This is a genomic window from Janthinobacterium agaricidamnosum (assembly GCF_003667705.1).
Lineage (GTDB): Bacteria > Pseudomonadota > Gammaproteobacteria > Burkholderiales > Burkholderiaceae_D > Janthinobacterium.
In genome coordinates this window covers 3,632,741-3,658,339 of sequence record NZ_CP033019.1, presented here as the reverse complement: position 1 = coordinate 3,658,339, position 25,599 = coordinate 3,632,741, and the positions used below count along the sequence as shown (strand labels likewise).

Genomic DNA, 25,599 nt, shown 5'->3' with positions numbered 1-25,599 from the left:
TCGGCGCCACCGTTGTTTTCCCTTGCCGATTCCATGTCCAGTACGTCCCATCCTTCCCGCCTGTATGGCCTCGATACCTTGCGCGCGCTGGCCATCGTGCTCGTCTTCATGAACCACTATTTGCTGTTCGTCAGCGAGGGCGGGGCGTTTGGTTTCTGGGGAGAAATCGGCTGGACGGGTGTGGACCTGTTCTTTGCCCTCAGCGGCTATCTGATCGGCAACCAGATCTTCGCGGCCCTGCGCAGCGAGCACGGATTTTCCTTGCCCCGTTTCTATGCGCGGCGTTTCCTGCGCACCTTGCCCAATTTTTATGTCGTGCTGGCTTTGTATTATGTGTGGCCCGCGTTTCGCGGCGACAGCGCGCTGCTGCCCCTGTGGAAATTCCTGACCTTTACGCAAAACATCAATCTGACGCCGGGCACGGCGTTTTCCCATGCGTGGTCGCTGTGCGTGGAAGAGCAGTTCTACGTGCTGCTGCCGGCCGTGGCGTTGTTGATCGCCGCCTGCCGCAAGTCGCTGCTGTGGGCGTGGCTGGCCGTGGCCGCCAGTTTGATCGTCGGCATGCTGGCGCGCGCCTACCTGTGGGATGAATACGTGCACCTGCCGCGCGGCGGCCTCGGCTATTACAAGTACATTTACTATGCCTCGTGGTGCCGTTTTGACGAACTGGTGGCGGGCGTGGCGCTGGCGCTGCTGAAGAATTACCACCCGACCGCCTGGACGCGCCTGACATCGCACGGCAACCGCACCTTGCTGGCGGGAATGGTCGGCACGGCGCTGATGTTTTACATGTTTCTCACCGATCATTATGGCTATGCGGTGACCGTGTTCGGCTATCCGGCCCTGGCCGCCAGTTTCAGCTTGCTGCTGATCGCCGCGCTCAGTCCCGGCAGTGCATTATATAAACTGCGCGTGCCGGGCGCGGCCAGCCTGGCCCTGTGGTCGTATGCGATTTATCTGTTGCACAAGCAGTTATGCATCCTGCTGCGGCCGGTGTTGCAGGATCTCGGTTATGGGCCGGACGGCGCGCCGGCGATACTGCTCAGTGCCGCCGTCAGCATCTTGACGGGCTGGCTTTTGTATAGAGTTGTGGAAACGCCATTCATGCGCTTGCGGGCGCGCTACGTTCCCGCCAATCATGCATGACGATTACATGTCGATCACGTCCAGCCCCCGTGGCGTGCCGACCAGCAATTCCAGGATCGCATGCACGCGCAGATTCGTGTCTTCGTGTTCCGTGTTGTAGATCAAGGTGCGCAGCCCGGGCACGGCTTCCGTGATGTGGGGGCTGGCGTAGGCATTGATCAGTAACAAGACCAGGTCCGTGGCGCCCGCGCCGGGCTGGCGCCGCAGCCGGTCGTGGATCACGTTCAGCAGCGCGCGCTGCATGCGCGGCGTGGGATTGCTGATGTAGGCGAAGACGCTCGGCGTGTTGGCGATGGCCGCGCAGATGCGCCGTTCGATCTCGTCGGGCTTCACGTCGGAGGCGATATCGAAATACGCGGCTTCCCAGCGCGTGCGCGCATAGGGATGATTGGGCGGGAAGCAGTCGGCCGTTTCAAAACCGCAGATGCGGCTCAGGGTTTTCAGCCAGGCGAATAGAGTGGAGTTCATGCCGCGATTCTAGCGGCATTCCGCGTGTGCCGGGCCGACTCTCTATAAAGGAGGCTGACGCCCGGGAAGCGGATGAAAAACAGATTAAAGTTTCCTGTAAAACAGCCCTTGTCATTCTGGGAAAGCCTCTCTATAATGCTGGTCTTCGGGGCGGTTAGTTCAGCTGGTTAGAATACTTGGTCGACATCCAAGGGGTCGGGGATTCGAATTCCTCACCGCCCACCAGAATTTAGCAGTAAGTGGTTTTAAAGAGTTTTAAGCTGGCGCAAGCCGCAAGCGGTCATTTGAAATACAATGATCAACAAAAGTTTTACGGGCGGTTAGTTCAGCTGGTTAGAATACTTGGTCGACATCCAAGGGGTCGGGGATTCGAATTCCTCACCGCCCACCAGAATGCAGTTAGAGAGAAAGGTAAAACCGGTTATGACACCGCGAACTACTACCAAGCTTTGGGAGTGACGCTAGTCGAACGGGTTTCCTTTGTCTCAAAAAAGTGAAAAACGCGGCTAGTCCGCGTTTTTTTGCGTCTGCGTTTTCCTTTCAGTTTTTCAGTCCACACCATTCATTGCAGTTTTACCTGGCGCCAGCGCCGATATGGAGATCAATATGCTTACAATCCGACTTCCCGATGGTTCCGCCCGTCAATTTGACGGTCCGGTCACCGTGGCCCAGGTTGCGGCCAATATTGGTACCGGCCTGGCCAAGGCTGCCCTGGCGGGCAAGGTCGACGGCAAGCTGGTCGATACCTCCTATCTGATCGAGCAAGACGCGGAATTGGCGATTGTGACGGACAAGGACGCCGACGGCCTGGAAGTGATTCGCCACTCGACGGCCCACTTGCTGGCGTATGCCGTCAAGGAATTGTTCCCGGACGCGCAAGTGACCATCGGTCCCGTGATCGACAACGGCTTTTACTATGACTTCGCCTACAAGCGTCCGTTCACGCCGGAAGATCTGGTCGCGATCGAAAAGAAAATGGCGGAACTGGCCAAGAAGGATGAGCAAGTGACGCGCAAGGTTGTCGCGCGCGACGAAGCTATCGACTACTTCAACAGTATCGGTGAAGCGTACAAGGCTGAACTGATCGGCTCGATCCCGGCCGACCAGGAAGTGTCGCTGTATTCCGAAGGCAAGTTCACGGACTTGTGCCGCGGCCCCCACGTGCCGTCGACGGGCAAGCTGAAAGTGTTCAAGCTGATGAAGCTGGCCGGCGCCTACTGGCGCGGCGACTCGAAAAACGAGATGCTGCAGCGTATCTATGGCACGGCCTGGGCCAAGAAGGAAGACCAGGAACTGTATCTGCACAACCTGGAAGAGGCGGAAAAGCGCGATCACCGCAAACTGGGCAAGCAGCTCGATTTCTTCCATTTCCAGGAAGAGGCGCCGGGCCTGATCTTCTGGCACCCGAAAGGCTGGTCGATCTGGCAGCAAGTCGAGCAATATATGCGCAATGTGTACCAGGTCAACGGCTACCAGGAAGTCAAGGCGCCGCAAATCCTCGACCGTGGCCTGTGGGAAAAGACCGGTCACTGGGATAATTACCGTGAAAACATGTTCATCACGGAATCGGAAAACCGCGCCTATGCGCTGAAGCCGATGAATTGCCCTGGCCATATCCAGATTTTCAACAATGGCATGCGCAGCTACCGCGACTTGCCATTGCGCTACGGCGAATTCGGCCAATGCCACCGCAACGAACCGTCGGGCGCCTTGCACGGCATGATGCGCGTGCGCGGTTTTACGCAGGATGACGGCCACATCTTCTGCCTGGAAGAGCAGATCGCCGGCGAAGTGACGGCGTTCCACCAGCAGGCGATGGATGTGTACACGGCATTCGGCTTCACGAATATCGACGTGAAACTGGCCTTGCGCCCCGAAAACCGCATCGGCACGGAAGAGTCGTGGGATTTCGCCGAGGAATCCCTGCGTTCGGCCTTGCGCGCCTGCGGCGTGGAATGGACGGAATTGCCGGGCGAGGGTGCGTTCTATGGTCCGAAGATCGAATACCACCTGAAGGATAGTCTGGGCCGCGCATGGCAAGTGGGCACCGTGCAGATCGATCCGTCGATGCCGGGCCGCCTGGGTGCTGAATACGTGGCCGTGGACAACACGCGCCAGGTGCCGATCATGTTGCACCGCGCGATCGTGGGTTCGCTGGAACGTTTCATCGGCATCCTGATCGAACACTATGCGGGTGCCATGCCGTTGTGGCTGTCGCCGGTGCAAGTGTCAGTGTTGAATATTTCCGACGCCCAAGCTGATTATGTACAAGAAGTAACAACAAAACTGCGCAAAGCGGGGCTGCGCGTACAGGCTGATTTGCGTAACGAGAAGATTACCTATAAAATACGTGAACATTCCGTACAAAAATTGCCTTACATCTTAGTAATTGGCGACAAAGAGCGGGATGCGAATACAGTGGCCGTGCGGGCGCGGGGCAATGTCGATCTGGGCGTCATGTCCGTCGATGCCCTGATTGAGCGACTCAAACATGAAGTCGACACCAAGGCCTGACGAGGAAACTCGCTGCACGACCGTCTTACAAGATTTTTAAAGGAAATTACAATAGCTACTGACAAGTCACATCGCATCAATGGCGAAATCACTGCCCCTGAAATGCGTTTAAGCGGGGTCGATAACGAGCCACTCGGTATCGTAAGTTTGGCTGAAGCCTTCCGCCTGGCGGAAGAGGCAAACGTCGACCTGGTGGAAATTGCGCCTACCGCGCAGCCACCGGTGTGCCGTTTGATGGACTACGGCAAATTTAAGTATTCGGAGCAAAAGAAAGCTCACGAAGCCAAATTGAAGCAAAAGATCATCCTCGTGAAGGAAGTCAAATTCCGTCCGGGGACTGATGATGGTGACTACAATATCAAGTTGCGTAATCTCATCAAGTTCCTTGAAGATGGCGATAAAACCAAGATCACCTTGCGTTTCCGCGGTCGTGAGATGGCGCACCAGGATATTGGCTTCCGCATGCTGGAACGTCTGAAAGCCGATCTGGAGCCGTACGGCCAGGTCGAGCAGTTCCCGAAGATGGAAGGCCGCCAAATGATCATGGTTCTTTCGCCTAAGAAGAAGAAGTAAGTTACAATAGCGTTTTACTGTGGGTGGACACAGCGCGTGCCAGCATTGGCGCGGCGTCAAACCCCAGGCAGAATTTGCGCGGCCCGCTCAGCAATGTGCGGGCCGCGTGAACTGTAGCGGACTCGCATCCGCTGCACAACATGTGAAAGCAGGCATCTAAGCGCAGCGTCGTGTTGCCACCTGCAATCCTGTTATAAATGGAGCTGTCCGTAAGAGGACAGATTGCTATGCCTAAAATGAAGACCAAAAGCTCCGCGAAAAAACGTTTTCGCGTGCGTCCAGGTGGAACTGTCAAGTCGGGTCACGCGTTCAAGCGCCACATCCTGACCAAGAAGACCACCAAGAACAAACGTCAGTTGCGCGGTACCCGTAACATCAACGCATCGGATGTCACATCCGTTATGCGCATGATGCCGACTGCTTAATCTCACACTCAATTTAAGGAGTTACTATGCCTAGAGTAAAACGTGGGGTTACAGCTCGTGCCCGTCATAAAAAGATTCTTGTTCAAGCTAAAGGCTACCGTGGTCGCCGCAGCCGTGTATACCGTGTTGCCAAGCAAGCAGTTATGCGCGCTGGCCAATACGCTTACCGCGATCGCCGCAACAAGAAGCGCGTTTTCCGCCGCCTGTGGATCGCCCGTATCAACGCCGCTTCCCGTGAGCATGGCGTAACGTACAGCGTATTCATGAACGGCTTGAAAAAAGCAAATATCGAACTGGACCGTAAAGTCCTGGCCGATATGGCTGTGATGGACAAGCCAGCATTCGCTGCGATTGTCAACGCAGTGAAAGCAAAAATCGCTGCGTAAGCATCGGTCATTGCACAACGTCATCCGTAGGGTGACGTTATAAAAGAGCGGGGCAGGGGTGTGAACCTTATGCCCCGTTTCCGTTTTTGATTGTTGGGTTCTAGATTACTAAATCCAGGATTGATTTCCAAAACAGGAAAAGCCGCATGAACTCCCTAGAAGAACTCGTCGTCTCGGCCCAGGCTGACTTTATCGCCGCCGCAGACGCTGCCGCACTTGAAAACGCCAAAGCCCGCTACCTGGGCAAGACTGGCCAGATTACCGAAATGATGAAGGGCCTGGGCAAACTGGACCCGGACGCGCGCAAGGCGCAGGGCGCCCTGATCAACGCCGTCAAAGTGCAGATCGAAGACGCGCTGACGGCGCGCCGTGATGCGCTGGCTGATGCCCAGATGCAAGGCCGTCTGAACGCCGAAGCGATCGACGTGAGCCTGCCGGGCCGTGGCCGCATGCCCGGCGGCATCCATCCCGTGATGCGCACGTGGGAGCGTGTCGAGGAAATCTTCCGCTCGATCGGCTTCGACGTGGCCGACGGCCCCGAAATCGAGAACGACTGGACCAATTTCACGGCGCTCAACAGCCCGGAAAACCACCCAGCCCGTTCCATGCAAGACACGTTCTACATCGATGGCAACGACACCGACGGCAAGCCCTTGTTGCTGCGCACGCACACGAGCCCGATGCAGGTGCGCTATGCGCGCACGCATACGCCGCCGATCAAGGTCATCGCGCCGGGCCGCACCTACCGCGTCGACAGCGACGCCACCCATTCGCCGATGTTCCACCAGGTCGAAGGCCTGTGGATCGCCGAAGACATCAGCTTTGCCGACCTGAAGGGCGTGTACCTGAACTTCGTCAAGGCCTTCTTCGAAACGGACGACCTGCAGGTGCGCTTCCGCCCGTCGTACTTCCCGTTCACGGAACCGTCGGCCGAGATCGACATCGCCTTCGGCTCCGGCCCCCTGAAGGGCCGCTGGCTGGAAGTGTCGGGCGCCGGTCAGGTGCATCCGACCGTGGTGAAGAACTTCGGCCTCGATCCCGAGAAATTCATCGGTTTTGCTTTCGGCTCCGGCCTGGAACGCTTGACGATGCTGCGCTATGGCATCAACGACCTGCGCCTGTTCTATGAAGGCGACTTGCGTTTCCTGAAGCAATTCAACTAAGCGTTGTTCCGTTTGATTCATGGCGCTGGAGCGCCCGTGCGCTCGCGCTGTGAGCTTTGACCATTTGAAGGCTTGATTATGCAATTTTCCGAAAACTGGCTCCGTACCATGGTCGATCCGAAGATGACTTCGGACGAACTGGCCCATCTGCTGACCATGTCCGGTCTCGAAGTCGAGGACGTCGATCCTGTCGCGCCCCCGTTCTCGAACGTGGTGGTGGGCCTGGTCCTGGAGATGGAAAAACATCCGAACGCGGACCGCCTGAATGTATGCCAGGTCGATGTCGGCACGGGCACCATGCTCAACATCGTCTGCGGCGCGCCGAACGTGCGTCCGGGCTTGAAAGTCGTCTGCGCAATGGCCGGCGCCGTGCTGCCCCCTGGCGCCGATGGCAAGCCGTTTGAAATCAAGGTGGGCCAGCTGCGCGGCGTCGAGTCGCAAGGCATGCTGTGCTCCGCGCGCGAATTGAAATTGTCGGAAGAAAACGCCGGCTTGATGGAATTGCCGGACGACGCGCCGATCGGCCAGAATTTCCGCGATTACTTTGCCCTCAATGACTTGAAATTCACCATCAAGTTGACGCCGAACAAGGCGGACTGCCTGTCCGTGCTGGGTGTGGCGCGCGAAGTGTCGGCATTGACGGGCGTGCCCCTGAATGCGCCGCAGTTCCGCACCGTGCCGGTTTCCAGCGATGAAATCCTGCCCGTGAAAGTCAGCGCGCCGGACCTGTGCGGCCGTTTCACGGGCCGCGTCATCCGCGGCTTGAACGCCAAGGCAGCCACGCCGGACTGGATGAAGCAGCGCCTCGAGCGCAGCGGCCAGCGTCCGCTGTCGGCCCTGGTCGACATTTCCAACTATGTCATGCTGGAGCTGGGCCGTCCCAGCCACGTGTTTGACCTGGCAAAGATCCACGGCAGCCTCGACGTGCGTTGGGGCAAGGCGGGCGAATCCGTCAAGCTCTTGAATGGCAACACCGTTGCCGTCGACGAGTGGATCGGCGTCATTGCGGACGACCAGGAAATCGAATCGCTGGCCGGCATCATGGGCGGCGACGCCAGCTCGGTCTCGGACGATACGGACAGCATCTACCTGGAAGCGGCATTCTGGTGGCCGAACGCCATCCAGGGCCGCGCCCGCCGTTTGAATTTCTCGACCGATGCGGCGCACCGCTTCGAACGCGGCGTCGATTTCGCCACCACCGTCGAGCACATCGAGCGTATCACGGCCCTGATCGTGGAAATCTGCGGCACGCCGGCCACCACCGTCGGCCCCGTCGACGACCACGTGGTGAACTTGCCGCAACGCCAGCCCGTGACCATGCGCACGGCGCGCGCGCAAAAAGTCATCGGTGTGCCGCTCAACGATGCGCTGATCGCCGACATCTTCACGCGCCTGGCCCTGCCGTTCACCCTGGCGGACGGCGTGTTTTCCGTGACCTCGCCCAGCTACCGTTTCGACATCGAGATCGAGGAAGACTTGATCGAGGAAGTGGCGCGCGTATACGGCTTTGAAAACATCCCGACCTTGCCGCCCGTGGCCGCGAACGTGATGCAGATCGCACCGGAAAATACCCGCTCCTTGTTTGCGGTACGTCATGAGCTGGCCGACCTGGGCTTCCAGGAAGTGGTTAACATGAGCTTTGTCGATGCGGCATGGGAGCGCGATTTCTCGGGCAACACGAACCCGATCAAATTGCAAAACCCGATCGCCAGCCAGATGAGCGTGATGCGTTCCTCGTTGATCGGCAGCCTGATCGCCAACGTGCGCTACAACCTGAACCGCAAGACGAACCGCGTGCGCATCTTCGAAGTGGGCGCCATTTACCAGCGCGACGACAGCGTGCAAAACGGCCCCTTGTCGGTGGCCGGCTATGCCCAGCCCAAGCGCGTTGCCGCCATGGCCTACGGCGCGGTGGCCGACGAACAGTGGGGCCAGCCGTCCCGCACGGTCGACTTCTTCGACGTGAAGGCGGACCTGGAAGCGCTGTTCGCGCCGCTGGTCTTGCGTTTCACCAAGGCGGAACATCCGGCCCTGCATCCGGGCCGTTCGGCCAACGTGGAGCTCGATGGCAAGGTCATCGGTTTCATCGGGGAATTGCACCCGCGCTGGATGCAAAAGTACGACTTGCCGCTGGCGCCCGTGCTGTTCGAAGTCGATGCCGCTGCCCTGACGCAAAGAGTCGTGCCCGTGTACCAGGAAATCTCGAAATTCCCTGGCGCCAGCCGCGACCTGGCCGTGGTCGTCAAGCAATCGGTGGCCGTGCAGGATCTGCTCGACAGCTTCCATGCCGCCGCCAAGGCAAGCCCGGCGGCGCGTATCGTGCAAGCCATTGTTTTATTTGATGAATATCGTGGAAAAGGTCTGGAAGCGGATGAAAAAAGCCTTGCTTTCCGGATTAGCTTGCAAGATACTCAAAACACCCTGCAAGACGATGTGGTCGATGGCCTGATGGCTGTCCTGATCGATGCCGCCAAGCAGGGCCACGACGCGAAACTGCGTTCGTAATTACCGGACTGGCCGTCGCTTTTTGCGTGACGGCCTTTCCGTCGTCAATCGTAGACGAGCTTGCCATGTGGCGAGCTCGGGCGCACAGAAAAGGCAGGGCAGGAAAATTAATAACAGCGACGTTGATTCCGCCGTACTGCAATCCGCACTGGCCGCCGATTTGCATCGGGCCATGCTGGTTGCCAAAGTGCGCCAGGAAGCGGAAAAAGATTTACCCACCTTGACCAAGGCGGAACTGGCCGAACTGTTGTTCGAGCAAGTGGGCCTGAACAAGCGCGAAGCGAAAGATATGGTCGAGACCTTTTTCGACGAGATCCGCAATGCGCTCGAGCGTGGCGAAGCCGTCAAGCTGTCCGGTTTCGGCAATTTCCAGTTGCGCGACAAACCGCAGCGGCCGGGCCGCAATCCGAAGACGGGTGAAGAGATTCCCATCACGGCGCGCCGTGTCGTGACCTTTCATGCGAGCCAGAAGCTGAAAAGCATGGTCGAAGAGACCAGTCCGCTGGCACGTGCTGCCTGAGTGAGTGGCGATGAACGAGCGCATCAGTAAAACCGAGTTGATCGCCCCCTTGCCGCCCATTCCGGCGAAACGCTATTTCACGATCGGCGAGGTGAGCGAGTTGTGCGGCGTCAAACCGCATGTACTGCGCTACTGGGAGCAGGAGTTTTCCCAGCTCAAGCCGGTCAAACGACGCGGCAACCGCCGTTATTATCAGCATCATGAGGTGCTGCTGATACGCCGCATCCGCGAATTGCTGTACGAGCAGGGCTTTACCATCAGCGGCGCGCGCAACAAGCTCGACAGCCGTGGCGCATCGCATGCCATCGCCGACGAGCTGCCAGTGCTGCCGGCCATGCCTGCCGTGCCGCAGGAAGCGCCGCTGGACCGCGTGTGGATACGCAATGAATTAATTGCGATTTTAAACTTGCTAAAATAAGATTTGTACCAATATAGGTCGGGTTGTCCGGTAGCGGTTGACTAAGTTGACTATACTGCATGGGCGCTCCGCCTTGGTGCTGACGCTACCGTACGGCGCGCCATATTTTGAATATAATGTTAATGTTGCGTTTTTGTTAGTGACGCTAAGCCGGAGCAGCGTTCAGGTTCCGGTAGTCTTTCCCAGGCCAGGAAAATTTAAGGGGAAACAATGATACGCGTTGCCATTTGTGATGATCACCAAATAGTACGAGCTGGGTTCAAACAGATTTTTTCGTCGTCAAGCGACTTCAGTGTGGTGGCGGAAGCCGGTACCGGGCGCGAAGCGCTCGATATCGCCCGCCGCGAAATTTGCGATGTATTGCTGCTCGATATCGCCATGCCCGATCAGAGCGGCATCGATACCTTGCGCACGATCCGCCAGGGCCAGCCGGAATTGCCCGTGCTGATCCTCAGCGGCTATCCCGCGCAGCAATATGCGCTGAATCTGTTCAAGATGGGCGCGAATGGCTATCTGAACAAGGAATGCGAAGCCGACGAGCTGATGACGGCCGTGCGCACCGTATTCCAGGGGCGCCGCTATGTCAGCTCCACCGTGGGCGAGTTGCTGGCGCAGTCGTTCGACCGCGATACGAATGCCGCGCTGCATACGGAATTGTCGGACCGCGAGTTCCAGGTCTTCCTGCGCCTGGCGCGCGGCGCGACGGTGTCCGATATCGGCGTGGCCTTGTCGCTGAGCATCAAGACGGTCAGTACCTACCGTACGCGCATCATGGAAAAAATGGGCTTGCAATCGAACAGCGACTTGACCTATTACGCAATGAAAAACAATTTGCTTGACTAGCGCTGCGGTGCGATCATGGAAACATGATCGCTCAGCCAGCTAACCGGGCACGACTTGATGTTGTGCAGTGCAGCAGTTTGTGGCGAGGACTATAATTGGCCGGCGCCGGCGCTCTCTCCCGCGCCGAACCTTGCTAAGGATGCACACCAGGATGTATTTCACCGCTCAACCGGCCCCGAATCACCGCCTGCCCCTGTACAAGACGATCCTGTGCGTGACGTGCGCCTTGTTGCTTGTATTGAATGGTTTTAGTCTTTACCATAACCTGGAGTCGCTGAAGGGCACGAATGCCTTGCTCAGCCAGAGCGCCCGCGTGGCCGACCGCCTGCAGTATCTGAACGTGCTCGTGCTCGATGCGGAAAGCAGCTTGCGCGGCTATTTCATTTCCGGCTCCGAAACCTATCTGGGGCCGTCGAAGACCGCTGCCACCGAAATCGACAACGAATTCAACGAGCTGCAAACCTTGCTCGCGGGCAGTCCCACCCAGCTGAAAAACCTGGGCCAGCTGAAAAGCCTGATCCGCCGAAAAATGTCGATGTTGCAACAGTCTATCGACGTCTACAAGCAGGGCGGGTTGGCCGAGATCGTCAACATTTCCCGCGTGACCGATGACCGCGCCACCATGGACGAGATTCGTCTGCAGGTGGTGATCATGACGCGCGAGCAGAATGAAGCGCTGTCGACCGGCAGCGCCGCCTTTTATCATGAGTACCAGAAAGCCGTGCTGCTCGGCATCGGCATCAATGCCCTGGCCATCCTCGTGCTGATCATGTTTTACCAGCTCGTGCGGCGCAGCTTCCAGAACCGGGCAGCCGTCGAGTATGCATTGCAAAATGCCAACGACACCCTGGAATCGACGGTCAGCAAGCGCACGGAGCAGTTATCCGTGCTGTCGCGTCATTTGATCAGTGTCAACGAAGTGGAAAAAGCGCGGCTGGCGCGCGAGCTGCACGATGAACTGGGTGCCAACTTGACCTCGATCAGCATGGACCTGGGCGCCGTCACGCAGCAGTTGGCGCATACGCAGCCGGAACTGGCCGCGCAGCTGCGCCATGCCAAGGCGACCTTGCTGGAAACGGTGGAACTGAAGCGCCGCATCGTGGAAGACCTGCGCCCCAGCCTGCTGGACAACCTGGGCCTGTGCGCCGCCATCGAAAGCTATTGCGAGGATTTTGCGCGCATGAGCTCGGTGCGCTGCGAAACGGACGTGGCCATCAATATCGATAACCGCGAAGCGACCTTGACGATCGCCCTGTTCCGCATCGTGCAGGAATCGCTGACGAATATCCTCAAATATGCACGGGCCGGCATGGTCAGCGTGACCTTGAAACGCAACGAGCACGGCCTCGTGCTGCGCGTGATCGACGACGGCATCGGCATCACGGAAGATGCGCTGCAAAAACCGATGTCGCACGGCTTGCTGGGCATGCGCGAGCGGGCCCTGCTGCTGGGTGGCACGCTTACCGTGCGCCAGGGGCCGGAAGGCAAGGGGACGTGTGTGGAGGCCGTGATTCCCATGCCGCTGACGCCGGAGCTGGAAGATATCGATGCGGATGCCGAAGCGTAATTTTCCTTGAGATAAAAAAATGGCCGGGCATGCAGCCCGGCCATTCTGCTAACTATCTTGCCCGATCAGCAGCGTGAAACGTCGCGCAGCAAGCGGTCGTATTCCGTCTTGGCGACCTTGTAGCACTCGCCCGCATAGCATTCCAGGCCGGCGCGGTCCAGCACGGTGATATTGCCGCGGCGATAGTGGATCAAGCCTTCTTCCTGCAGCTTGCCGGCGGCGGCCGTGATGCTTTCGCGGCGCACGCCCAGCATGATCGAGATCAGCTCTTGCGTCACTTTCAATTCATTCGATGGCGAACGGTCCAGGCGGTCCAGCAGCCAGCGGCACAGCTTTTGCTCGATCGAGCTGTGGCGGCCGCCGACGGCGTTCTGCGCCATCTGCGCAAACAGGGCGTTGGTGTAGCGCATCAGCAGCTGGGGCAGGGCGCCGCCTTGATTGAACGCGTCGCGCAGGCTTTGCGTTTTCAGGCGGTAGCCGTAACCGGCGCTTTGCACGACGGCCGTGCACATGGCGCGCTCGCCTGCCAGCAGCGAGGCACCGGCCACGCCTTCATGGCCGACCACGGCGATTTCCGTCGTGGCGCCGTCTTCCATGACATACAGCAGTGAAATGATGGCGGTGGTGGGGAAGTAGCTATATTCCAGGTTGTTACCATAGGCATACAATTCCTTGCCGAACGGCAGTTCAACCAGTTCCAGGTCTTCGAACAGCGATTCGAGCGCGGCGCGCGGCAGGGCGGCCAGCAATTCATTCTGTTGGGCACTGCTGAGGCTAACCCGCGACGCAAGCTTGATTTCCCGTCCGGCCGCCGGCATGGCGCGCGGCAGCAACTGGTTCTTCTGGACCGGGGTGCTAAGTTGAGTTTGGTTCATAGTATTCCTCACAGGCTTTTTACATCGGAGTGCGACTGCCGCGTTGCTGGTCAAAGAAAGTGCCGTGCTCATGTGATAACGGCGTTTTGTTCGACCGCGCGGTGCAGATCGCGATGTAGCTACTTTAAGAGCTTATGTAAGTGGCGAACATAAGATTAGCAGTCGCCACTTTGTAGTCTCTTTTGAGGCGAAATTGTAGTCCTTGTCCTACGCGCACACTTTTGACTAGCTAGCCTTGCGCCGTTCTGCGCGATTTTGTGATATGACGCGCGGTTTGTTGGCGCTCCACAGGCCGGCCGGACGCACGCTGGGCAAGCCGTCGCGCACGGTCGCGGCGGGCGCCTGGCGCGCGTTTGGCGCCTCGTGTTCTCCCAGGCGGAAGCGGCTGACGGCCTGCGTCAGTGCTTCGCCTTCCTGGTGCAGGCGCTGCGAACCGGCGCGCGCCTCGTCGACCAGACCCGCGTTCTGGCGCGTCATGTCGTCGATCTGCGCCAACGCCTGGTTGATGCGGGCGATCTCGCCATTCTGCTCGGCACCGGCGTTGCTGATGCGTCCGATCACCACGGCCACCTGCTGCACCGCATCGACGACCTGGCGCATGGTGCTGCCGGCTGCATTGACCAGGTCGCCGCCCGCATCCACGGTGGCGACGGAATCGCCGATCAGGCGCTTGATTTCCAGCGCCGCCTCGTTCGAGCGCTGCGCCAGGCTGCGCACCTCTGATGCCACGACGGCAAAGCCGCGCCCTTGTTCGCCCGCGCGTGCCGCTTCCACGGCCGCGTTCAGGGCCAGGATATTCGTCTGGAAGGCGATGCCGTTGATGACGCTGATGATGTCGACGATCTTGTGCGAGCTGGCCTTGATCGAGGCCATGGTCTCGACCACGGCGCCGACGGTCTGTCCGCCTTTCAGGGCCACGTCGGCCGCCGTCGCCACCAGCGTGCGCCCCTGTCCTACGTGGGCTTCGTTGCGGCCCACGGTGGCCGTCAGCTCGCGCATCGAGTCCACGGTGGCGCCCAGCGCGTCCGCTTGCGTGGCCGTATGGCCGGACAGGGCGGCGTTGCCCTGGGCGATATCGGCGCCGGCCGCCGCGATGACGGCCGCGCCGCCGCGGATTTCCTGCACCAGTGCGGCCAGGCCGTGCGTCATGGCGCCGAAGTCGCGCACCAGGTCGCCGATCTCGTCGTGCGCCTGCGAGGTGATGCGCTGCGACAGGTCGCCCGCCGCCGCCGCGCCGACGGCCACGCGCAATTGCGTCACGTCGCGCGCGAAGGCGGTATAAAAGCCTGCGCACAGGTAGGCGGCGGCCAGCAGCACCAGCAGCATGGCCGCCAGGATCAGGGCGCGGCGCGCCTCGTCGCGGGCGATGCGCTGCGCCAGCAAGTCGTCCAGCGCGGTGGCGGAGGCGCCGGAGAGCGCGTGCAGGGCGTCGATCGCCTGCATGCCGGCCGCGTGGAATTGCGCGCCCGACGTCTGGTCGTAGGAATTCGTCACTTCATTTTTCGTGCGTTCGAGGAAGGCCAGCGCGGCCGGCACGGCTTTCAGGGCCGGCTGCAGGCTGGCGCGCAGTTCCGGCCTGGCGGCAAGGATCTCGTCGAAACGGGAGGGCAGGCGTTCCAGTTCGTGGCGCGCGATCAGGGCATTGGCGTTGACGAGCTGATCTTCGTTCGCCTCGAACAGGCCCGTGTCGATGTAGGCGGCGCCGCGCCCGCCGATGTCCGACAGGCTTTCGGCCAGGTCGGGCAGGGTGGCGGTGAAGACGGCGCTCAGATGGTTGGCGCCCGCGTCCGGGTCCAGGCTCAGGTGCGAACGGTCGGCCACCAGCTGGCCCAGTTTGGCCGCCTGGCGCAGCAGCGCCGTGTGCGCCGCGTAGCTGTCGCGCGCCGCCAGGCCCGCCTGGCGGCCCAGCAGGGCTTGCCACTGTTTCGTCAGTTCGACCGCCTGGGGCAGGCCGGTGCCGGCCGGAAGGCGCGCCAGGGCCGCCAGAGAAGCCGTGATGCGCGCGTTGAGGGCCGTGTTGTCCATGCCCGCCTTGCCGCTCAGGCGCAAGTGCTCGAGGCCGCACCGCTGCTGCAGCAGGCGCGTGCCTTCCTGCAACTGGCGCACATAGGCCACGCCCCGCTGCGCATCCTGCGCCTGGGCCAGCGACTTGCCCAGCTCCGAGATCAGCAGGGTGGTCGCCAGCGCCAGCGGCAGCAGGAAGACCAGGCAGACAAGCATGAATTTGGGCAGCAGGCGCAGGCGCTGCATGAGTCGGATGGCGGGAGTGAGGAGCATTTTCATGGGGTTTCCAGGGTAGGGTGACAACATTTCTGCAGTGCAATGTTGCCTGCGGATTGTGACCCCTTGATGAAGCGGGCGATTTTGCTTTTCTCCACAGTGAAGCAGTTCACACGGAAGGCCGATCCTTCTGTAAAATCGAGGGTTTTTTGCGAGGGCCATATTATGGTCACCAATATGGCCAACGAGAACGACATCACTACCCCCGATTCCAGCGACAATGCGGACAATGCGGACAACGCCGCAGCGCCAGCGAGCAGCAAGGCGCCGGCCGTGATCGCGCGCGAAGTGCAGCGCCGCCGCACCTTCGGCATCATTTCCCACCCGGATGCGGGTAAAACCACGCTGACGGAAAAACTGCTGCTGTTCTCGGGCGCGATCCAGATGGCCGGCACCGTCAAGGCCCGCAAATCGGGCCGCCACGCGACGTCGGACTGGATGGAGATCGAGAAGCAGCGCGGCATTTCCGTCGCCTCCTCGGTGATGCAGTTCGAATTCCGCGACCACGTCGTCAACCTGCTCGACACCCCGGGCCACCAGGACTTCTCGGAAGATACCTACCGCGTGCTGACGGCAGTTGACTCGGCGCTGATGGTGATCGATGCGGCCAAGGGCGTGGAAGCGCAGACGATCAAGCTGCTGGCCGTCTGCCGCATGCGCAATACGCCCATCGTCACCTTCATGAACAAGATGGACCGCGAGACGCGCGATCCGCTGGACCTGCTCGACGAACTCGAATCGGTGCTGAAGATCCAGTGCGCGCCCGTCACCTGGCCTATCGGCATGGGCAAGAACTTCCGCGGCGTGTACCACCTGCTGAACGACGAGATCATGCTGTTCAAGGCCGGTGAAGAGAAGGCCGACGGCGCCTTCGAAATCATCAAGGGCATCGACAACCCGCGCCTGCAGGAGATGTTCCCGCTGGAGATGGACCAGTTGCGCATGGAAGTCGAATTGGTGCACGGCGCCTCGAACCCGTTCAACCTGGAGGAATTCCTCTCCGGCGTGCAGACGCCCGTGTTCTTCGGTTCGGCCATCAACAACTTCGGCGTGCGCGAGATTCTTTCCGCGCTGGTTGACTGGGCGCCGGCGCCGCGCCCGCGCGACGCGACCGTGCGTTCCGTCGATCCGACCGAGCAGCCATTCACCGGTTTCGTCTTCAAGATCCAGGCGAACATGGACCCGGCCCACCGCGACCGCATCGCCTTCCTGCGCGTGTGTTCGGGACGTTTCGAGCGCGGCATGAAGGTCAAGCACTTGCGCCTGGGGCGCGAGATCAAGGTGTCGAACGTGGTGACCTTCATGGCCTCCTCGCGCGAACAGGTGGAAGAGGCGTACGCGGGCGACATCATCGGCTTGCCGAACCACGGCAACATGCAGATCGGCGACAGTTTTTCCGAAGGCGAGATGCTGACCTTTACCGGCATCCCGTACTTCGCGCCGGACTTCTTCCGTTCCGTGCGCATCCGTAATCCGCTGAAGATCAAGCAGTTGCACAAGGGCCTGCAGCAGCTGGGCGAAGAGGGCGCGGTACAGGTCTTCAAGCCGGTGCAGGGCGGCGAACTGGTACTGGGCGCCGTCGGCGTGCTGCAGTTCGAAGTGGTGGCTAGCCGTTTGCTCAACGAGTATGGCGTCGATGCCGTCTTCGAAGGCACCAGCATCAGCAGCGCGCGCTGGGTCAGCTGCGACGACAAGCGTGTCCTGCAGGATTTCGAAAACGCGCTGGGCCACAACGTGGCCTACGACGCGGCCGGCAACATGGCCTATTTGGCCACGTCGGGCGTGAACCTGCGTCTGACGGAAGAGCGCTGGCCGAAATTGACATTCCACGCGACGCGCGAGCATTCGGCGAAATTGGCTTGATGTAGCTGGTGATGTCGGATTACGCGCTTTGCGCTAATCCGACCTACGCCGACCTGCCTGTGCATGGCGTAGGTCGGATTAGGCCAACGGCCGTAATCCGACACCATCGTTGGCAGCAACTCAAGCCGGCAAAATCGTCCGCGTGCTCCAGTCGCGCCGCTCCAGCAGCAATGCCGTCAGCTGCGCCGCCGTCATCGGTCGCGCAAAGAAGTAGCCCTGCACGTTGTCGCAGCCCGCTGTTCTTAAAAATTCCACCTGCTGCAAGGTCTCCACCCCTTCGGCCACCACTTTCAGGTGCAGGCTGTGCGCCATGGCGATGATGGCCGTGACGATGGCTTCGCCCTCGCCGGGCAGGTCGTGCACGAAGCTGCGGTCGATCTTCAGCTGGTCGATCGGCAGGCGCTTCAGGTAGGACATCGACGAATAGCCGGTGCCGAAATCGTCGATCGACAGGTGGATGCCCGTCTCCTGCAGGCGCCGCATCAGTTCCACGTTGGCGTGGACGTTGTCCATCAAGACCCCTTCCGTGATTTCCAGCTCCAGCAAGCCATGCGGCAGCTGCGTTTCGTGCAGGATGGCGCGGATGTCGTCCATCAGGCCCGGGTCGCGCGCCTGGCAGGCCGACAGGTTGACGGCCACGTGCTCGAGCGAGTCGAGCAGCCCCGCCTTGCACCAGACGGCGGCCTGGCGGCAGGCGCTTTGCAGCACCCAGCGTCCCAGATCGACGATGATGCCGCTTTCCTCGGCCACGGGGATGAATTCGGCAGGGCTCAGCTGGCCCATCTCGCGGCAGTTCCAGCGTACCAGCGCTTCCACGCCGACGATGCGCCCGCTGCGCAAGTCGATCTGCGGCTGGTAGTGCAGATACAGTTCCTCGTTTTGCAGCGCGCGGCGCAGGTTCGCTTCCATGCGCAGGCGGCGCTGGGCGCGCAATTCCATTTCGGCCTTGAACACGGCGTAGCGGTTCTTGCCCTGGTGCTTGGCGTGGTACATGGCCGTATCGGCATTGCGCGTCAGGGTGGCCACGTCCTGCGCGTCGAACGGGTACAGGCTCACGCCGATGCTGGCGCTGACATACAACTGGTGGCCTTCGAGGTCGAACGGTTCGGCCAGCACGGCGAGGATCTTGCTCGCCACGCTGGCCATTTCCGAGGCGTCGTCGGCCGGTTCGACGATGACGACGAATTCGTCGCCGCCGATGCGGCAGATGATGTCGGTGCCGCGCAGGATGGCCACGAGGCGCTCGGCGACGAGCTTGAGCAACTGGTCGCCGCAGTGGTGGCCCAGCGTATCGTTGACGATCTTGAAGTTGTCCAGATCCAGCAGCAGCAGGCCCACGCTGCTGTCCTGGCGGTCGGCGCGCGCCAGCGCGTAGGCCAGCGCGTCGTTGAATTCATGGCGGTTCGGCAACTGCGTAACGGAGTCGACGTGGGCCAGGTAGTGCAAATGGCTTTCCGCATGCTGAGCGGCGGTGCGCGTGCGGCGCACCATCAGGAACGTCAGGCCGAATGCGCACAGGCAGACGAGCAGGGTGAAGGCGGCAAATTGTGCCAGGCTGGCGTACAGCGGCGCCAGGCTGGCGCGCAGGTACAGGGCGCCGCCGCCGGGCAAGGTCTTGAGGATGGCGGCGCTGCCGTCCAGGTAATCGAGGTGCACGCCGTTGCGCGGCGCCGCGGGCACGCTATCGACGCTGCTGCGCGCATAGCGGGCAAACGGCGCGCCATAGGGACTGTAGAGCAGGGCTTGCCGGATATGCGGGGCGGCGGCGAGGGGAGCGAGCAGTTGTTGCGCCGCCAGGCGATTGTCCTGGCGCATGGCCTCGGTGGTGGCGGGCGCCAGCATGTCGGCCTGGATCTGCAGGCTGCGCTGGAGGGATGCCTGGAGGGAAAACAACTGGAAGAGGATCAGCAGCAGGCTGGCCATGGCCAGCATGGCCGCCGCGGCCAGCAAGTTCAGCCGGGCTATCCGGTCGCCGCGTAATTGCACGGACGGCAGTATCAATGGCGTCATCATGACGCTTCCTCCTGCCGGCCCCGCTTGCCGCCGCCCCGTGTGATCGCGCCTCGCCCTGCCATACTTTACGTTCCAGTCTGAAGAAAACCGAAGTGAGCCGGAACTCTCAACGTGTTGCTAAGTGTTGCTAAGGCCGACATATTGTCATTTTGCAGCGTGAAAGTACAGGGCGTGCGGCAATTTAGTATCCATGCCGGGCACCGCTGGCGGCAGACAAGGCGACAAGACAGGCGGAAAAGGCGGGCGTGTCTTTCTAATAATACATACTGAAGTTTAATCCTTTTTTTGCCTGCCGGTTTTTTTCTCTAAAAACATGCTGAAGGTAAACAAAATACCGCCAAGAATAACTTCAATGTGCCCGGCCATTCCGGCACGGATTAACTTTTTGACTGTGTCGGCCATTGCAAGTCATTGATTTTAATAAATTTTAATGAAGAATGCGCGAACGCTATGGCCTTGCTTCGCGAGTTCGTCCATAATCCGCTGATGATGGACGTTCTGATGCTGTTTGTTTTGTCTGCCGCGGCCAAGCAAGTCGCCGCCAGCAAAACCGGACGCCGCCCTAATGATCAATAGTGAGGATATCTTGGAAAAAAAACCAAAAATTATTTTGTCGTCACAAGACCTGGAACGACTGGAAGCGTTGTTGTATGCCTTGGGTAATAACTTATCGCCGGACAAGGCCGCCTTGCTCGATGAGCTGGGCCGCGCCGAGGTGCTCGAACCGCAAGAGATTCCCCCGACCGTCGTGACGATGAATTCCACCGTGCGCTTCACGGTGGAAAACAAGGAGGAATTCTGCCTCACGCTCGTCTATCCGAAGGATGTGGAAGGCCAGGCCGACCGCATTTCCGTGCTGGCGCCCGTCGGCAGCGCGCTGCTGGGCCTGTCCGTGGGCGACAGCATCGCCTGGCCCATGCCGGGCGGCGTGGTGAAGGTCAAGATCGAGGAAATCGTCTATCAGCCTGAACGGGCCGGCGAGTACCACCGATAAGCAATGACGGCGGACGGCGCCTGCCGTTCGCCTGCCAGGCCGTGCCAGGACGGAAATTAACTGTTTCGCTGCACGCGCACCACCAGCCATCCCGCCACGACCGTAAATGTGACGATGATGGCGACGATGATCCAGAAGCCCTGCGGATGCTGGGCCAGCGGGATACCCCCCACATTCATGCCCAGCATGCCGGCGATGATATTGATCGGCAAGGCCAGCACGGTGACGATGGTCAGCACGAACAGGCTGCGGCTGTTTTCCTCGTTGACGCTGGCGGCGATCTCTTCCTGCAGCAGCTTGATGCGTTCCTGTAGCGAGGACATATCGCTGAGCACCACCGAAAATTCCTCCGTCGATTGGCGCAGTTCCAGGCTGTCCAGTTCCGACACCCATGCGGGCGGACGCTGCAGCAGGCGGAACAGGGCGGCCGGTTCCGGCGCCAGCAGGCGCTGCAGCCGCACCAGCACGCGCCGCATGGCGCCCAGGTCTTCGCGTTTCGGCACCAGGCGCCCGGCCAGCAAGTGATCCTCGATATCGTCGACCCGTGCCACGGCATCGCGCACGATGTTGACCAGCACGTCGGCCTGGTCGCGCAGCAGGTGGATCAGCAGTTCCACCGACGAGCGGATCGGTTCGTGGTTCTTGATGACGGCCTGGCGCAGCCGTTCGATCGACTGCAGCGGCGCGCGGCGCGCCGTGATGACGAGGTTTTGCGCCACGCTGGCCCACATGGTGGAAATGTCCGACGCTTCGAACGAGAAATTGTGCACCACATCGTTGACCACGGCGATGAGGGTGTTTTCCGCCTGCTCGATGCGCGTGGAACGCGAACCCTGGTGCAGGGTTTCATAGAATTCGTCGGCCAGCTGCGTGTGCGTCATCAGCCATTTTTCGCTGGCCGCATGCGACAAATTAAAATGCAGCCAGACGAATTCCTGCGCCGGCCGCGCCGCGCCATCGGCCAGCCAGGCCAGCGCGGCCGTCGAGTCGAGCGCCAGCGGCTGCGCCTCGCGGCCAAACAGGAAGCCCCAGACCAGGCCCGAGGTGTCCGAGCCGTAGGTAAAACCGGCAGTTTCCATCGCCATCGTGAATCTTTCTCGCGCAGTGTGATTGATCGTCGCGCGATGTTAATACACGGATGTGTCCGGAAAATGACAAGGCCACCGCGATGGGTGGCCTTGTCCGGACTACGGCTGCATATTAATTGCGATGGGGATTATCGGGACGGCGGTCGTCGCGGTTCGGAACGCCGTCGCCGTCGCGGTCGTGGCGGTTGCCGTTGTCGCGGTCATAGCGGTTGGGGATGCCGTCGCCGTCACGGTCGTGGCGGTTGCCATTGTCGCGGTCATAACGGTTGGGGATGCCGTCGTGGTCGCGGTCGCCGTTCGGGCCGCGTGGCGACCAGCGGCCTTGCTCCATCTGCCAGCGGCCGTCGCGCTGGTTCCATGCGGGCGGCGCATACACGTAGCCGGGGCGTTCGGCGATCCATACGCCAGGTGTCCAGGCGTAGCGCTGGCTGCGCCATTCCCAGTGGCCGGGCACCCAGGCGTAGCCGTGGCGGGCGCGCGGGATGGCTTCGCGGCGCGGCGGCGGCGGAGCGATGCGGATGTCGTCATAGCGCACCGGCTGCACCTGTGCGGCGACCCAGCCGCCACGGTCCAGGCGCCAGCGGTTGTTCTCTTGTATCCAGGCGGCGCGGCGGTACTGGTTGCCGCCGCGTTCGCGCAGCCATTCTCCGTCGTTCCACACATGGCGCTGGCCATCCCAGTTCCAGTAGCCTGGCGCCCAGACATAGCCGGCGCGCGGTGCCGGCACGCTTTCAAACCGTGGCGGAGGCGGGGCGTTGCCGACGACAATGCTGACGCCGAGCTGATTCTGTGCCATGGCCTGCGCGGGCAGGAAGGCTGCGGCGCTGATGGCAAGCATGGCTGCTGCGTAGAGTGTGATGGGTTTCATGATGTGCTCCATTTCGGTGATTGCGTGAAATGGACTATAGGCGCTTGCCGGCGGTTTTTCGCCTTTGATTCAACTTATTACAATTGACACAATGCTGTGTGTCCGTGTATCCGTGGCCGATACAAATGGCGGCCTGGCGCGGTCGCATTCAAACTGGCGCCAGGCGGCGTGGGGTCAGCATCGGTGACTCACAGGGCGCTGGCGGTGGTGTTGCCCAGCAAGGCCTGGCGTTCCTCGATCAGCGAGATTTTCTTTTCCTGTTCCGTCAGGCGCTTGGCGCTGACGACGACGACGGGGATGGCGTTCGCCTGCGCCGTATTGCCGGTTTCTGCCGCCTGTGGCCTGGTGAAGCTGGCATAGCTGGCACCGCAGGCGATGGCGACGGCGACGGTGAAGATGGCTTCCATGTTTTTCAGGGCGTTTTTTTGCGTGTTCATGATCGTTCCTTTCGTGTGGCGGGTGGGTATGCATGCACTGTAGCCAAGCGCCCGCCGGCCCGCCATGCGCATGCGACCAGCCGTGGTTTTGGCGGGATGGCCTGCAAAAAAACGGCGCTGAAATGCCTGCGCGGGCGACCGCTTGAATTGAGGCCTAATTAGCCCTGTATCCGTGCATATGAATGTACTTGCCGCGTGGCATTATTTGATACTGCGCGGTGTAGCGTGCGCCGCCGGCGCTCCTGCTAGAATCGCTACGGTAGCCAGCGCGCACGCAATCATTCTCATCAGGAGTCACACATGTTCCAATTGTTTGGTTTTGGCGGCGCCCGCTGCCCGCGCTGCGAGCACAAGAACGGCGCTGCCGCCGGCTACTGCGCGCAATGCGGCTTGTCGCTGGGCGCCCCCGACAGCGACGCGGTGCTGCATGCCAATCAATGGCATCTTGCTGATGGGCAACTGGCCCTGTTCTTCGGCGTGCGCGAACTGTCCTCGCTGTTCGGCAGCGCCGCGCGCCGCCTGCAGGTGCCCGCCGAGTCGCGCGCCTGGATCGTGCAATCGGACGCTTTCACCTTGATACCGGCTGGCGACTACGACAGCGCCGCCTTCTTCGCGCGCCTGCCGGCGCTGCTGCCGGCGCGCCCGGCCGAAGTGCTGATCGCGCGCGCCGACGCCGTCAGCCTGGAATTCGATCTGCCCGGCCTGGCCAGCACGGAGCTGCTGGACGTCGCCGCCGCGCTGCGCGTGGACATCGCGCTGGGCCAGCCCGATGCGTTCGCGCGCCAGTTCATGCGCGCGCCGGGCGCCGTCACGCGCGCCCACCTGCACGCCTTGCTGCTGCCGTCCGTGCGCCAGATCGCGCTGGAATTCATCGGCAGCCGCGCACTGCGCGAGATGGACGCGAATGGCGACCTGCGGCCCGAATTGAACGAGCGCCTGCAATCGGCCCTGACGCAGCGCCTGGCGCCGTCCGGCCTGGCCGTGGCGCGCGTGGAAACGCTCAGTTTGCGACACGACAAGCGCGCGGGCGAGGGCGATGCTGGCACCAGCATCGGCACCCTGTGGCTGGGCGGCTTGCCGGCGCAGGAACTGGAACAGCACAGCCTGGAGCGCATGAAGCAGCTCGACCAGCTGTATGACGAGGAAGAATGGCAGCGCATCCGCCGCGAGGAACTGGCGGCGCGCCACGCGCACCGGCGCGCCGAACTGCGGCAGGACGCGACGCTGGAAAAGGCGGAACTGGGCCACCAGGAGGCAGAACGCCTGCAAGCGCTGCGCGGACGCCAGATCGACCTGTATGGCCGCATCCTGGAAGCGAAGTCGCGGCGCCAGGCGCTCGACCATGGCGCCGCGCTGGCGCTGGGCGAGCTGGAACAGGAACTGGCGCAAAAGGGCGCGCAGCGCGCCGATGCAGCGGCCAACTGGGAACACGTGCGCGCGCTGGCCGCCATCAAGATGCGCAGCGAGCTGGAATTGTCGCAGCTGCATGGACGCGAACAGATCCAGATGGCGCAGCAGCGCTTTACCCACCAGGTCCACTTGCAGTCGATCGCGCAGCAGGTGGAAAGCGCGCTGCTGATCGACGACGAGACGGGCCGCCGCACCCAGCTGGCGCGCCTGCGCCAGGCGGAAGCGGATGCGGCCCAGCGCGAGGCGCAGCTGGAGGCGGAGCAGCACCAGGCGGCCTGGCAGGGCCTGATGCTGGCGAACGCGGCGCGCAAGCGCGAGGCCGAGCGGGTGCAGGAGTGGGAAGACCAGATGCAGCTGGCGCGCCAGCGCGAACTGCTGCGCGCCGAGGCGCACAAGGATGAAGCGGCCCAGGTGCAGGCGGCGGAGATCGCGGAAAAGGTGGCGGCGCTGCGGCGCGGCGGCGCGCGCGAGGAGGCCGTCGCGCAGCAGGAAAAGCTGCTGCGCACCATCGAGGCCGACGGCGTGCACGCGCGCCAGCTGCAGCAGCAATCGCAGCTGGCGCAGCTCGACGCGCTGGCCATCGAGGAACAGCGCCAGCAGCTGCGCCAGCTGGAACAGGAAGCGCAATGGCAGCGCGACTTGCTGGCCATGGCGCAGCAGCGCGAAAGCGATTACGCGCGCTGGAAGGGAGAATATGAGGCGTTGCTGGCGCAGCAGGCGCATGCGGCCGAACTGGCGCGCATCGATATCGACCGCATCGAGAAAATCGGTTCGCTGAGCGACACGGGCAAGGTGGCCATGGCCGCCGGGCAGAACGCGGCCGCGTTGGCGCAAGTACTGAAAGTGCAGCTGCAGGCGGGCATGAGCGCCGAGCAGATCCACGCGCTGGCGGCGCTGGCGGCGGCCGAGAACAGCGTCGCGCCGCTGGACGCGCTGCGCATGGCGCAGGACAGCGTGGCGCAGGAGCGCAGCTACCTGGAAGGCCAGGCGGAGCGCGAACGGCGCCAGCAGCTCGACCTGATCAACCTGCAGAACGCGGCGCACGCGCACGGCCTGTCGGCGCAGGCGCAGCTGGGCGTGGCCGTGGCGCAGGCGCTGCAGCCGGGTGCGGCTTCTGCCTCCGCCGCACCGGCATCGGCGCCGGCCCGCTGCAAGAACGGCCATGCGCAGCGCGCGGGTCACCCGGAAGATAAATTCTGCGCCGCCTGCGGTGTCGCCCTGCAGCCTTGATGGAAGCGTTTCA

22 protein-coding genes and 2 tRNA genes are annotated in these 25,599 nt (G+C 61.6%); 16 read left to right on the top strand and 8 right to left on the bottom strand.

All coding sequences use genetic code 11. The features are described from left to right. Nucleotides 1-33: 33 nt before the first annotated feature. Nucleotides 34-1,146 (top strand): acyltransferase family protein, encoded by a 1,113-nt coding sequence (locus D9M09_RS16460; RefSeq protein WP_121669897.1) that lies wholly within the window; start codon nucleotides 34-36, stop codon nucleotides 1,144-1,146. Between the two features lie 3 nt (nucleotides 1,147-1,149). On the opposite strand, the gene D9M09_RS16455 is transcribed toward D9M09_RS16460, so the two are convergent. Continuing rightward, nucleotides 1,150-1,614 carry a hypothetical protein gene (locus D9M09_RS16455; RefSeq protein WP_070217970.1) on the bottom strand — a complete coding sequence of 155 codons (465 nt, stop codon included), beginning with the start codon at nucleotides 1,612-1,614 and terminating at the stop codon, nucleotides 1,150-1,152. 148 nt (nucleotides 1,615-1,762) lie between these two features. Between D9M09_RS16455 and D9M09_RS16450 the strand changes: the two genes are divergently transcribed. From D9M09_RS16450 to D9M09_RS16395, 12 genes are all read left to right on the top strand, one after another. Further along, nucleotides 1,763-1,839, top strand: a tRNA-Val gene (locus D9M09_RS16450). An 89-nt stretch (nucleotides 1,840-1,928) separates the two neighbouring features. Next, a tRNA-Val gene (locus tag D9M09_RS16445) sits at nucleotides 1,929-2,005 on the top strand. 215 nt (nucleotides 2,006-2,220) lie between these two features. Continuing rightward, a complete protein-coding gene (gene thrS / locus D9M09_RS16440; RefSeq protein WP_121671123.1) occupies nucleotides 2,221-4,128 on the top strand; it encodes a threonine--tRNA ligase in 1,908 nt (635 codons plus the stop codon). A gap of 12 nt (nucleotides 4,129-4,140) precedes the next feature. Beyond that, nucleotides 4,141-4,701, top strand: a complete 561-nt coding sequence (gene infC / locus D9M09_RS16435; RefSeq protein WP_205711303.1) for a translation initiation factor IF-3 — start codon at nucleotides 4,141-4,143, stop codon at nucleotides 4,699-4,701. 227 nt (nucleotides 4,702-4,928) lie between these two features. Further along, nucleotides 4,929-5,126, top strand: coding sequence for a 50S ribosomal protein L35 (gene rpmI / locus D9M09_RS16430; protein ID WP_038493025.1), 198 nt, complete (start codon nucleotides 4,929-4,931; stop codon nucleotides 5,124-5,126). A gap of 26 nt (nucleotides 5,127-5,152) precedes the next feature. Beyond that, nucleotides 5,153-5,512, top strand: coding sequence for a 50S ribosomal protein L20 (gene rplT / locus D9M09_RS16425; protein WP_010399214.1), 360 nt, complete (start codon nucleotides 5,153-5,155; stop codon nucleotides 5,510-5,512). Between the two features lie 146 nt (nucleotides 5,513-5,658). Next, a complete protein-coding gene (gene pheS / locus D9M09_RS16420; RefSeq protein WP_070217968.1) occupies nucleotides 5,659-6,675 on the top strand; it encodes a phenylalanine--tRNA ligase subunit alpha in 1,017 nt (338 codons plus the stop codon). 78 nt (nucleotides 6,676-6,753) lie between these two features. Beyond that, the gene (gene pheT, locus D9M09_RS16415; RefSeq protein WP_070217966.1) at nucleotides 6,754-9,180 is read left to right on the top strand and encodes a phenylalanine--tRNA ligase subunit beta; all 2,427 of its coding nucleotides are present in this window, start codon (nucleotides 6,754-6,756) and stop codon (nucleotides 9,178-9,180) included. A gap of 172 nt (nucleotides 9,181-9,352) precedes the next feature. Beyond that, nucleotides 9,353-9,700: an integration host factor subunit alpha gene (locus tag D9M09_RS16410; RefSeq protein ID WP_010399205.1), complete on the top strand. Its 348-nt coding sequence runs from the start codon at nucleotides 9,353-9,355 to the stop codon at nucleotides 9,698-9,700. 10 nt (nucleotides 9,701-9,710) lie between these two features. After that, nucleotides 9,711-10,118, top strand: a complete 408-nt coding sequence (locus D9M09_RS16405) for a MerR family transcriptional regulator (protein ID WP_070217963.1) — start codon at nucleotides 9,711-9,713, stop codon at nucleotides 10,116-10,118. 210 nt (nucleotides 10,119-10,328) lie between these two features. Beyond that, complete coding sequence (locus tag D9M09_RS16400; protein WP_034783185.1) at nucleotides 10,329-10,961, top strand: response regulator; 633 nt, start codon at nucleotides 10,329-10,331, stop codon at nucleotides 10,959-10,961. Nucleotides 10,962-11,112: 151 nt separating this feature from the next. Then, entirely contained in the window at nucleotides 11,113-12,528 is a 1,416-nt protein-coding gene (locus tag D9M09_RS16395; protein ID WP_070289321.1) for a sensor histidine kinase, read from the top strand. A gap of 65 nt (nucleotides 12,529-12,593) precedes the next feature. On the opposite strand, the gene D9M09_RS16390 is transcribed toward D9M09_RS16395, so the two are convergent. After that, complete coding sequence (locus D9M09_RS16390) at nucleotides 12,594-13,403, bottom strand: Crp/Fnr family transcriptional regulator (RefSeq protein WP_034751913.1); 810 nt, start codon at nucleotides 13,401-13,403, stop codon at nucleotides 12,594-12,596. Nucleotides 13,404-13,628: 225 nt separating this feature from the next. Further along, entirely contained in the window at nucleotides 13,629-15,686 is a 2,058-nt protein-coding gene (locus D9M09_RS29985) for a methyl-accepting chemotaxis protein (protein ID WP_121669896.1), read from the bottom strand. Between the two features lie 174 nt (nucleotides 15,687-15,860). Between D9M09_RS29985 and D9M09_RS16380 the strand changes: the two genes are divergently transcribed. Then, complete coding sequence (locus tag D9M09_RS16380) at nucleotides 15,861-17,546, top strand: peptide chain release factor 3 (RefSeq protein WP_121671122.1); 1,686 nt, start codon at nucleotides 15,861-15,863, stop codon at nucleotides 17,544-17,546. A gap of 120 nt (nucleotides 17,547-17,666) precedes the next feature. Here the strand turns inward: D9M09_RS16380 and D9M09_RS16375 are convergent, their stop codons facing one another. Beyond that, nucleotides 17,667-19,559: a putative bifunctional diguanylate cyclase/phosphodiesterase gene (locus D9M09_RS16375; protein ID WP_121669895.1), complete on the bottom strand. Its 1,893-nt coding sequence runs from the start codon at nucleotides 19,557-19,559 to the stop codon at nucleotides 17,667-17,669. Between the two features lie 273 nt (nucleotides 19,560-19,832). After that, nucleotides 19,833-19,961, bottom strand: a complete 129-nt coding sequence (locus tag D9M09_RS29980; protein WP_256267358.1) for a hypothetical protein — start codon at nucleotides 19,959-19,961, stop codon at nucleotides 19,833-19,835. Nucleotides 19,962-20,145: 184 nt separating this feature from the next. On the opposite strand from D9M09_RS29980, the gene rnk reads away from it, so the two are divergent. Continuing rightward, nucleotides 20,146-20,553, top strand: coding sequence for a nucleoside diphosphate kinase regulator (gene rnk, locus D9M09_RS16370; protein ID WP_162835757.1), 408 nt, complete (start codon nucleotides 20,146-20,148; stop codon nucleotides 20,551-20,553). A gap of 56 nt (nucleotides 20,554-20,609) precedes the next feature. Here the strand turns inward: rnk and D9M09_RS16365 are convergent, their stop codons facing one another. The 3 genes from D9M09_RS16365 to D9M09_RS16355 form a co-directional block, all read right to left on the bottom strand. Next, nucleotides 20,610-21,638, bottom strand: coding sequence for a transporter (locus D9M09_RS16365; RefSeq protein WP_175444840.1), 1,029 nt, complete (start codon nucleotides 21,636-21,638; stop codon nucleotides 20,610-20,612). 115 nt (nucleotides 21,639-21,753) lie between these two features. After that, on the bottom strand, nucleotides 21,754-22,509 hold the full coding sequence (locus D9M09_RS30055; protein ID WP_343216318.1) for a YXWGXW repeat-containing protein: 756 nt from the start codon (nucleotides 22,507-22,509) through the stop codon (nucleotides 21,754-21,756). 188 nt (nucleotides 22,510-22,697) lie between these two features. Next, the gene (locus tag D9M09_RS16355) at nucleotides 22,698-22,946 is read right to left on the bottom strand and encodes a hypothetical protein (RefSeq protein ID WP_070224650.1); all 249 of its coding nucleotides are present in this window, start codon (nucleotides 22,944-22,946) and stop codon (nucleotides 22,698-22,700) included. Nucleotides 22,947-23,246: 300 nt separating this feature from the next. Between D9M09_RS16355 and D9M09_RS16350 the strand changes: the two genes are divergently transcribed. Next, nucleotides 23,247-25,586: a hypothetical protein gene (locus tag D9M09_RS16350; protein WP_121669894.1), complete on the top strand. Its 2,340-nt coding sequence runs from the start codon at nucleotides 23,247-23,249 to the stop codon at nucleotides 25,584-25,586. The last annotated feature ends 13 nt before the right edge of the window (nucleotides 25,587-25,599 follow it).

Bases quoted from the DNA above. Each gene is read 5' to 3' on its own strand.
- pheS (WP_070217968.1), top strand. From the start codon at position 5,659: ATGAACTCCCTAGAAGAACTCGTCGTCTCGGCCCAGGCTGACTTTATC.
- D9M09_RS16355 (WP_070224650.1), bottom strand. From the start codon at position 22,946: ATGAACACGCAAAAAAACGCCCTGAAAAACATGGAAGCCATCTTCACC.
- D9M09_RS16405 (WP_070217963.1), top strand. From the start codon at position 9,711: ATGAACGAGCGCATCAGTAAAACCGAGTTGATCGCCCCCTTGCCGCCC.
- D9M09_RS29980 (WP_256267358.1), bottom strand. From the start codon at position 19,961: ATGGCCGACACAGTCAAAAAGTTAATCCGTGCCGGAATGGCCGGGCAC.
- D9M09_RS16390 (WP_034751913.1), bottom strand. From the start codon at position 13,403: ATGAACCAAACTCAACTTAGCACCCCGGTCCAGAAGAACCAGTTGCTG.
- D9M09_RS16375 (WP_121669895.1), bottom strand. From the start codon at position 19,559: ATGATGACGCCATTGATACTGCCGTCCGTGCAATTACGCGGCGACCGG.
- rpmI (WP_038493025.1), top strand. From the start codon at position 4,929: ATGCCTAAAATGAAGACCAAAAGCTCCGCGAAAAAACGTTTTCGCGTG.
- pheT (WP_070217966.1), top strand. From the start codon at position 6,754: ATGCAATTTTCCGAAAACTGGCTCCGTACCATGGTCGATCCGAAGATG.
- D9M09_RS16395 (WP_070289321.1), top strand. From the start codon at position 11,113: ATGTATTTCACCGCTCAACCGGCCCCGAATCACCGCCTGCCCCTGTAC.
- rplT (WP_010399214.1), top strand. From the start codon at position 5,153: ATGCCTAGAGTAAAACGTGGGGTTACAGCTCGTGCCCGTCATAAAAAG.
- D9M09_RS29985 (WP_121669896.1), bottom strand. From the start codon at position 15,686: ATGAAAATGCTCCTCACTCCCGCCATCCGACTCATGCAGCGCCTGCGC.
- thrS (WP_121671123.1), top strand. From the start codon at position 2,221: ATGCTTACAATCCGACTTCCCGATGGTTCCGCCCGTCAATTTGACGGT.
- D9M09_RS16455 (WP_070217970.1), bottom strand. From the start codon at position 1,614: ATGAACTCCACTCTATTCGCCTGGCTGAAAACCCTGAGCCGCATCTGC.
- D9M09_RS16350 (WP_121669894.1), top strand. From the start codon at position 23,247: ATGTTCCAATTGTTTGGTTTTGGCGGCGCCCGCTGCCCGCGCTGCGAG.
- D9M09_RS16380 (WP_121671122.1), top strand. From the start codon at position 15,861: ATGGCCAACGAGAACGACATCACTACCCCCGATTCCAGCGACAATGCG.
- D9M09_RS16365 (WP_175444840.1), bottom strand. From the start codon at position 21,638: ATGGCGATGGAAACTGCCGGTTTTACCTACGGCTCGGACACCTCGGGC.
- D9M09_RS16410 (WP_010399205.1), top strand. From the start codon at position 9,353: ATGCTGGTTGCCAAAGTGCGCCAGGAAGCGGAAAAAGATTTACCCACC.
- D9M09_RS30055 (WP_343216318.1), bottom strand. From the start codon at position 22,509: ATGAAACCCATCACACTCTACGCAGCAGCCATGCTTGCCATCAGCGCC.
- D9M09_RS16400 (WP_034783185.1), top strand. From the start codon at position 10,329: ATGATACGCGTTGCCATTTGTGATGATCACCAAATAGTACGAGCTGGG.
- D9M09_RS16460 (WP_121669897.1), top strand. From the start codon at position 34: ATGTCCAGTACGTCCCATCCTTCCCGCCTGTATGGCCTCGATACCTTG.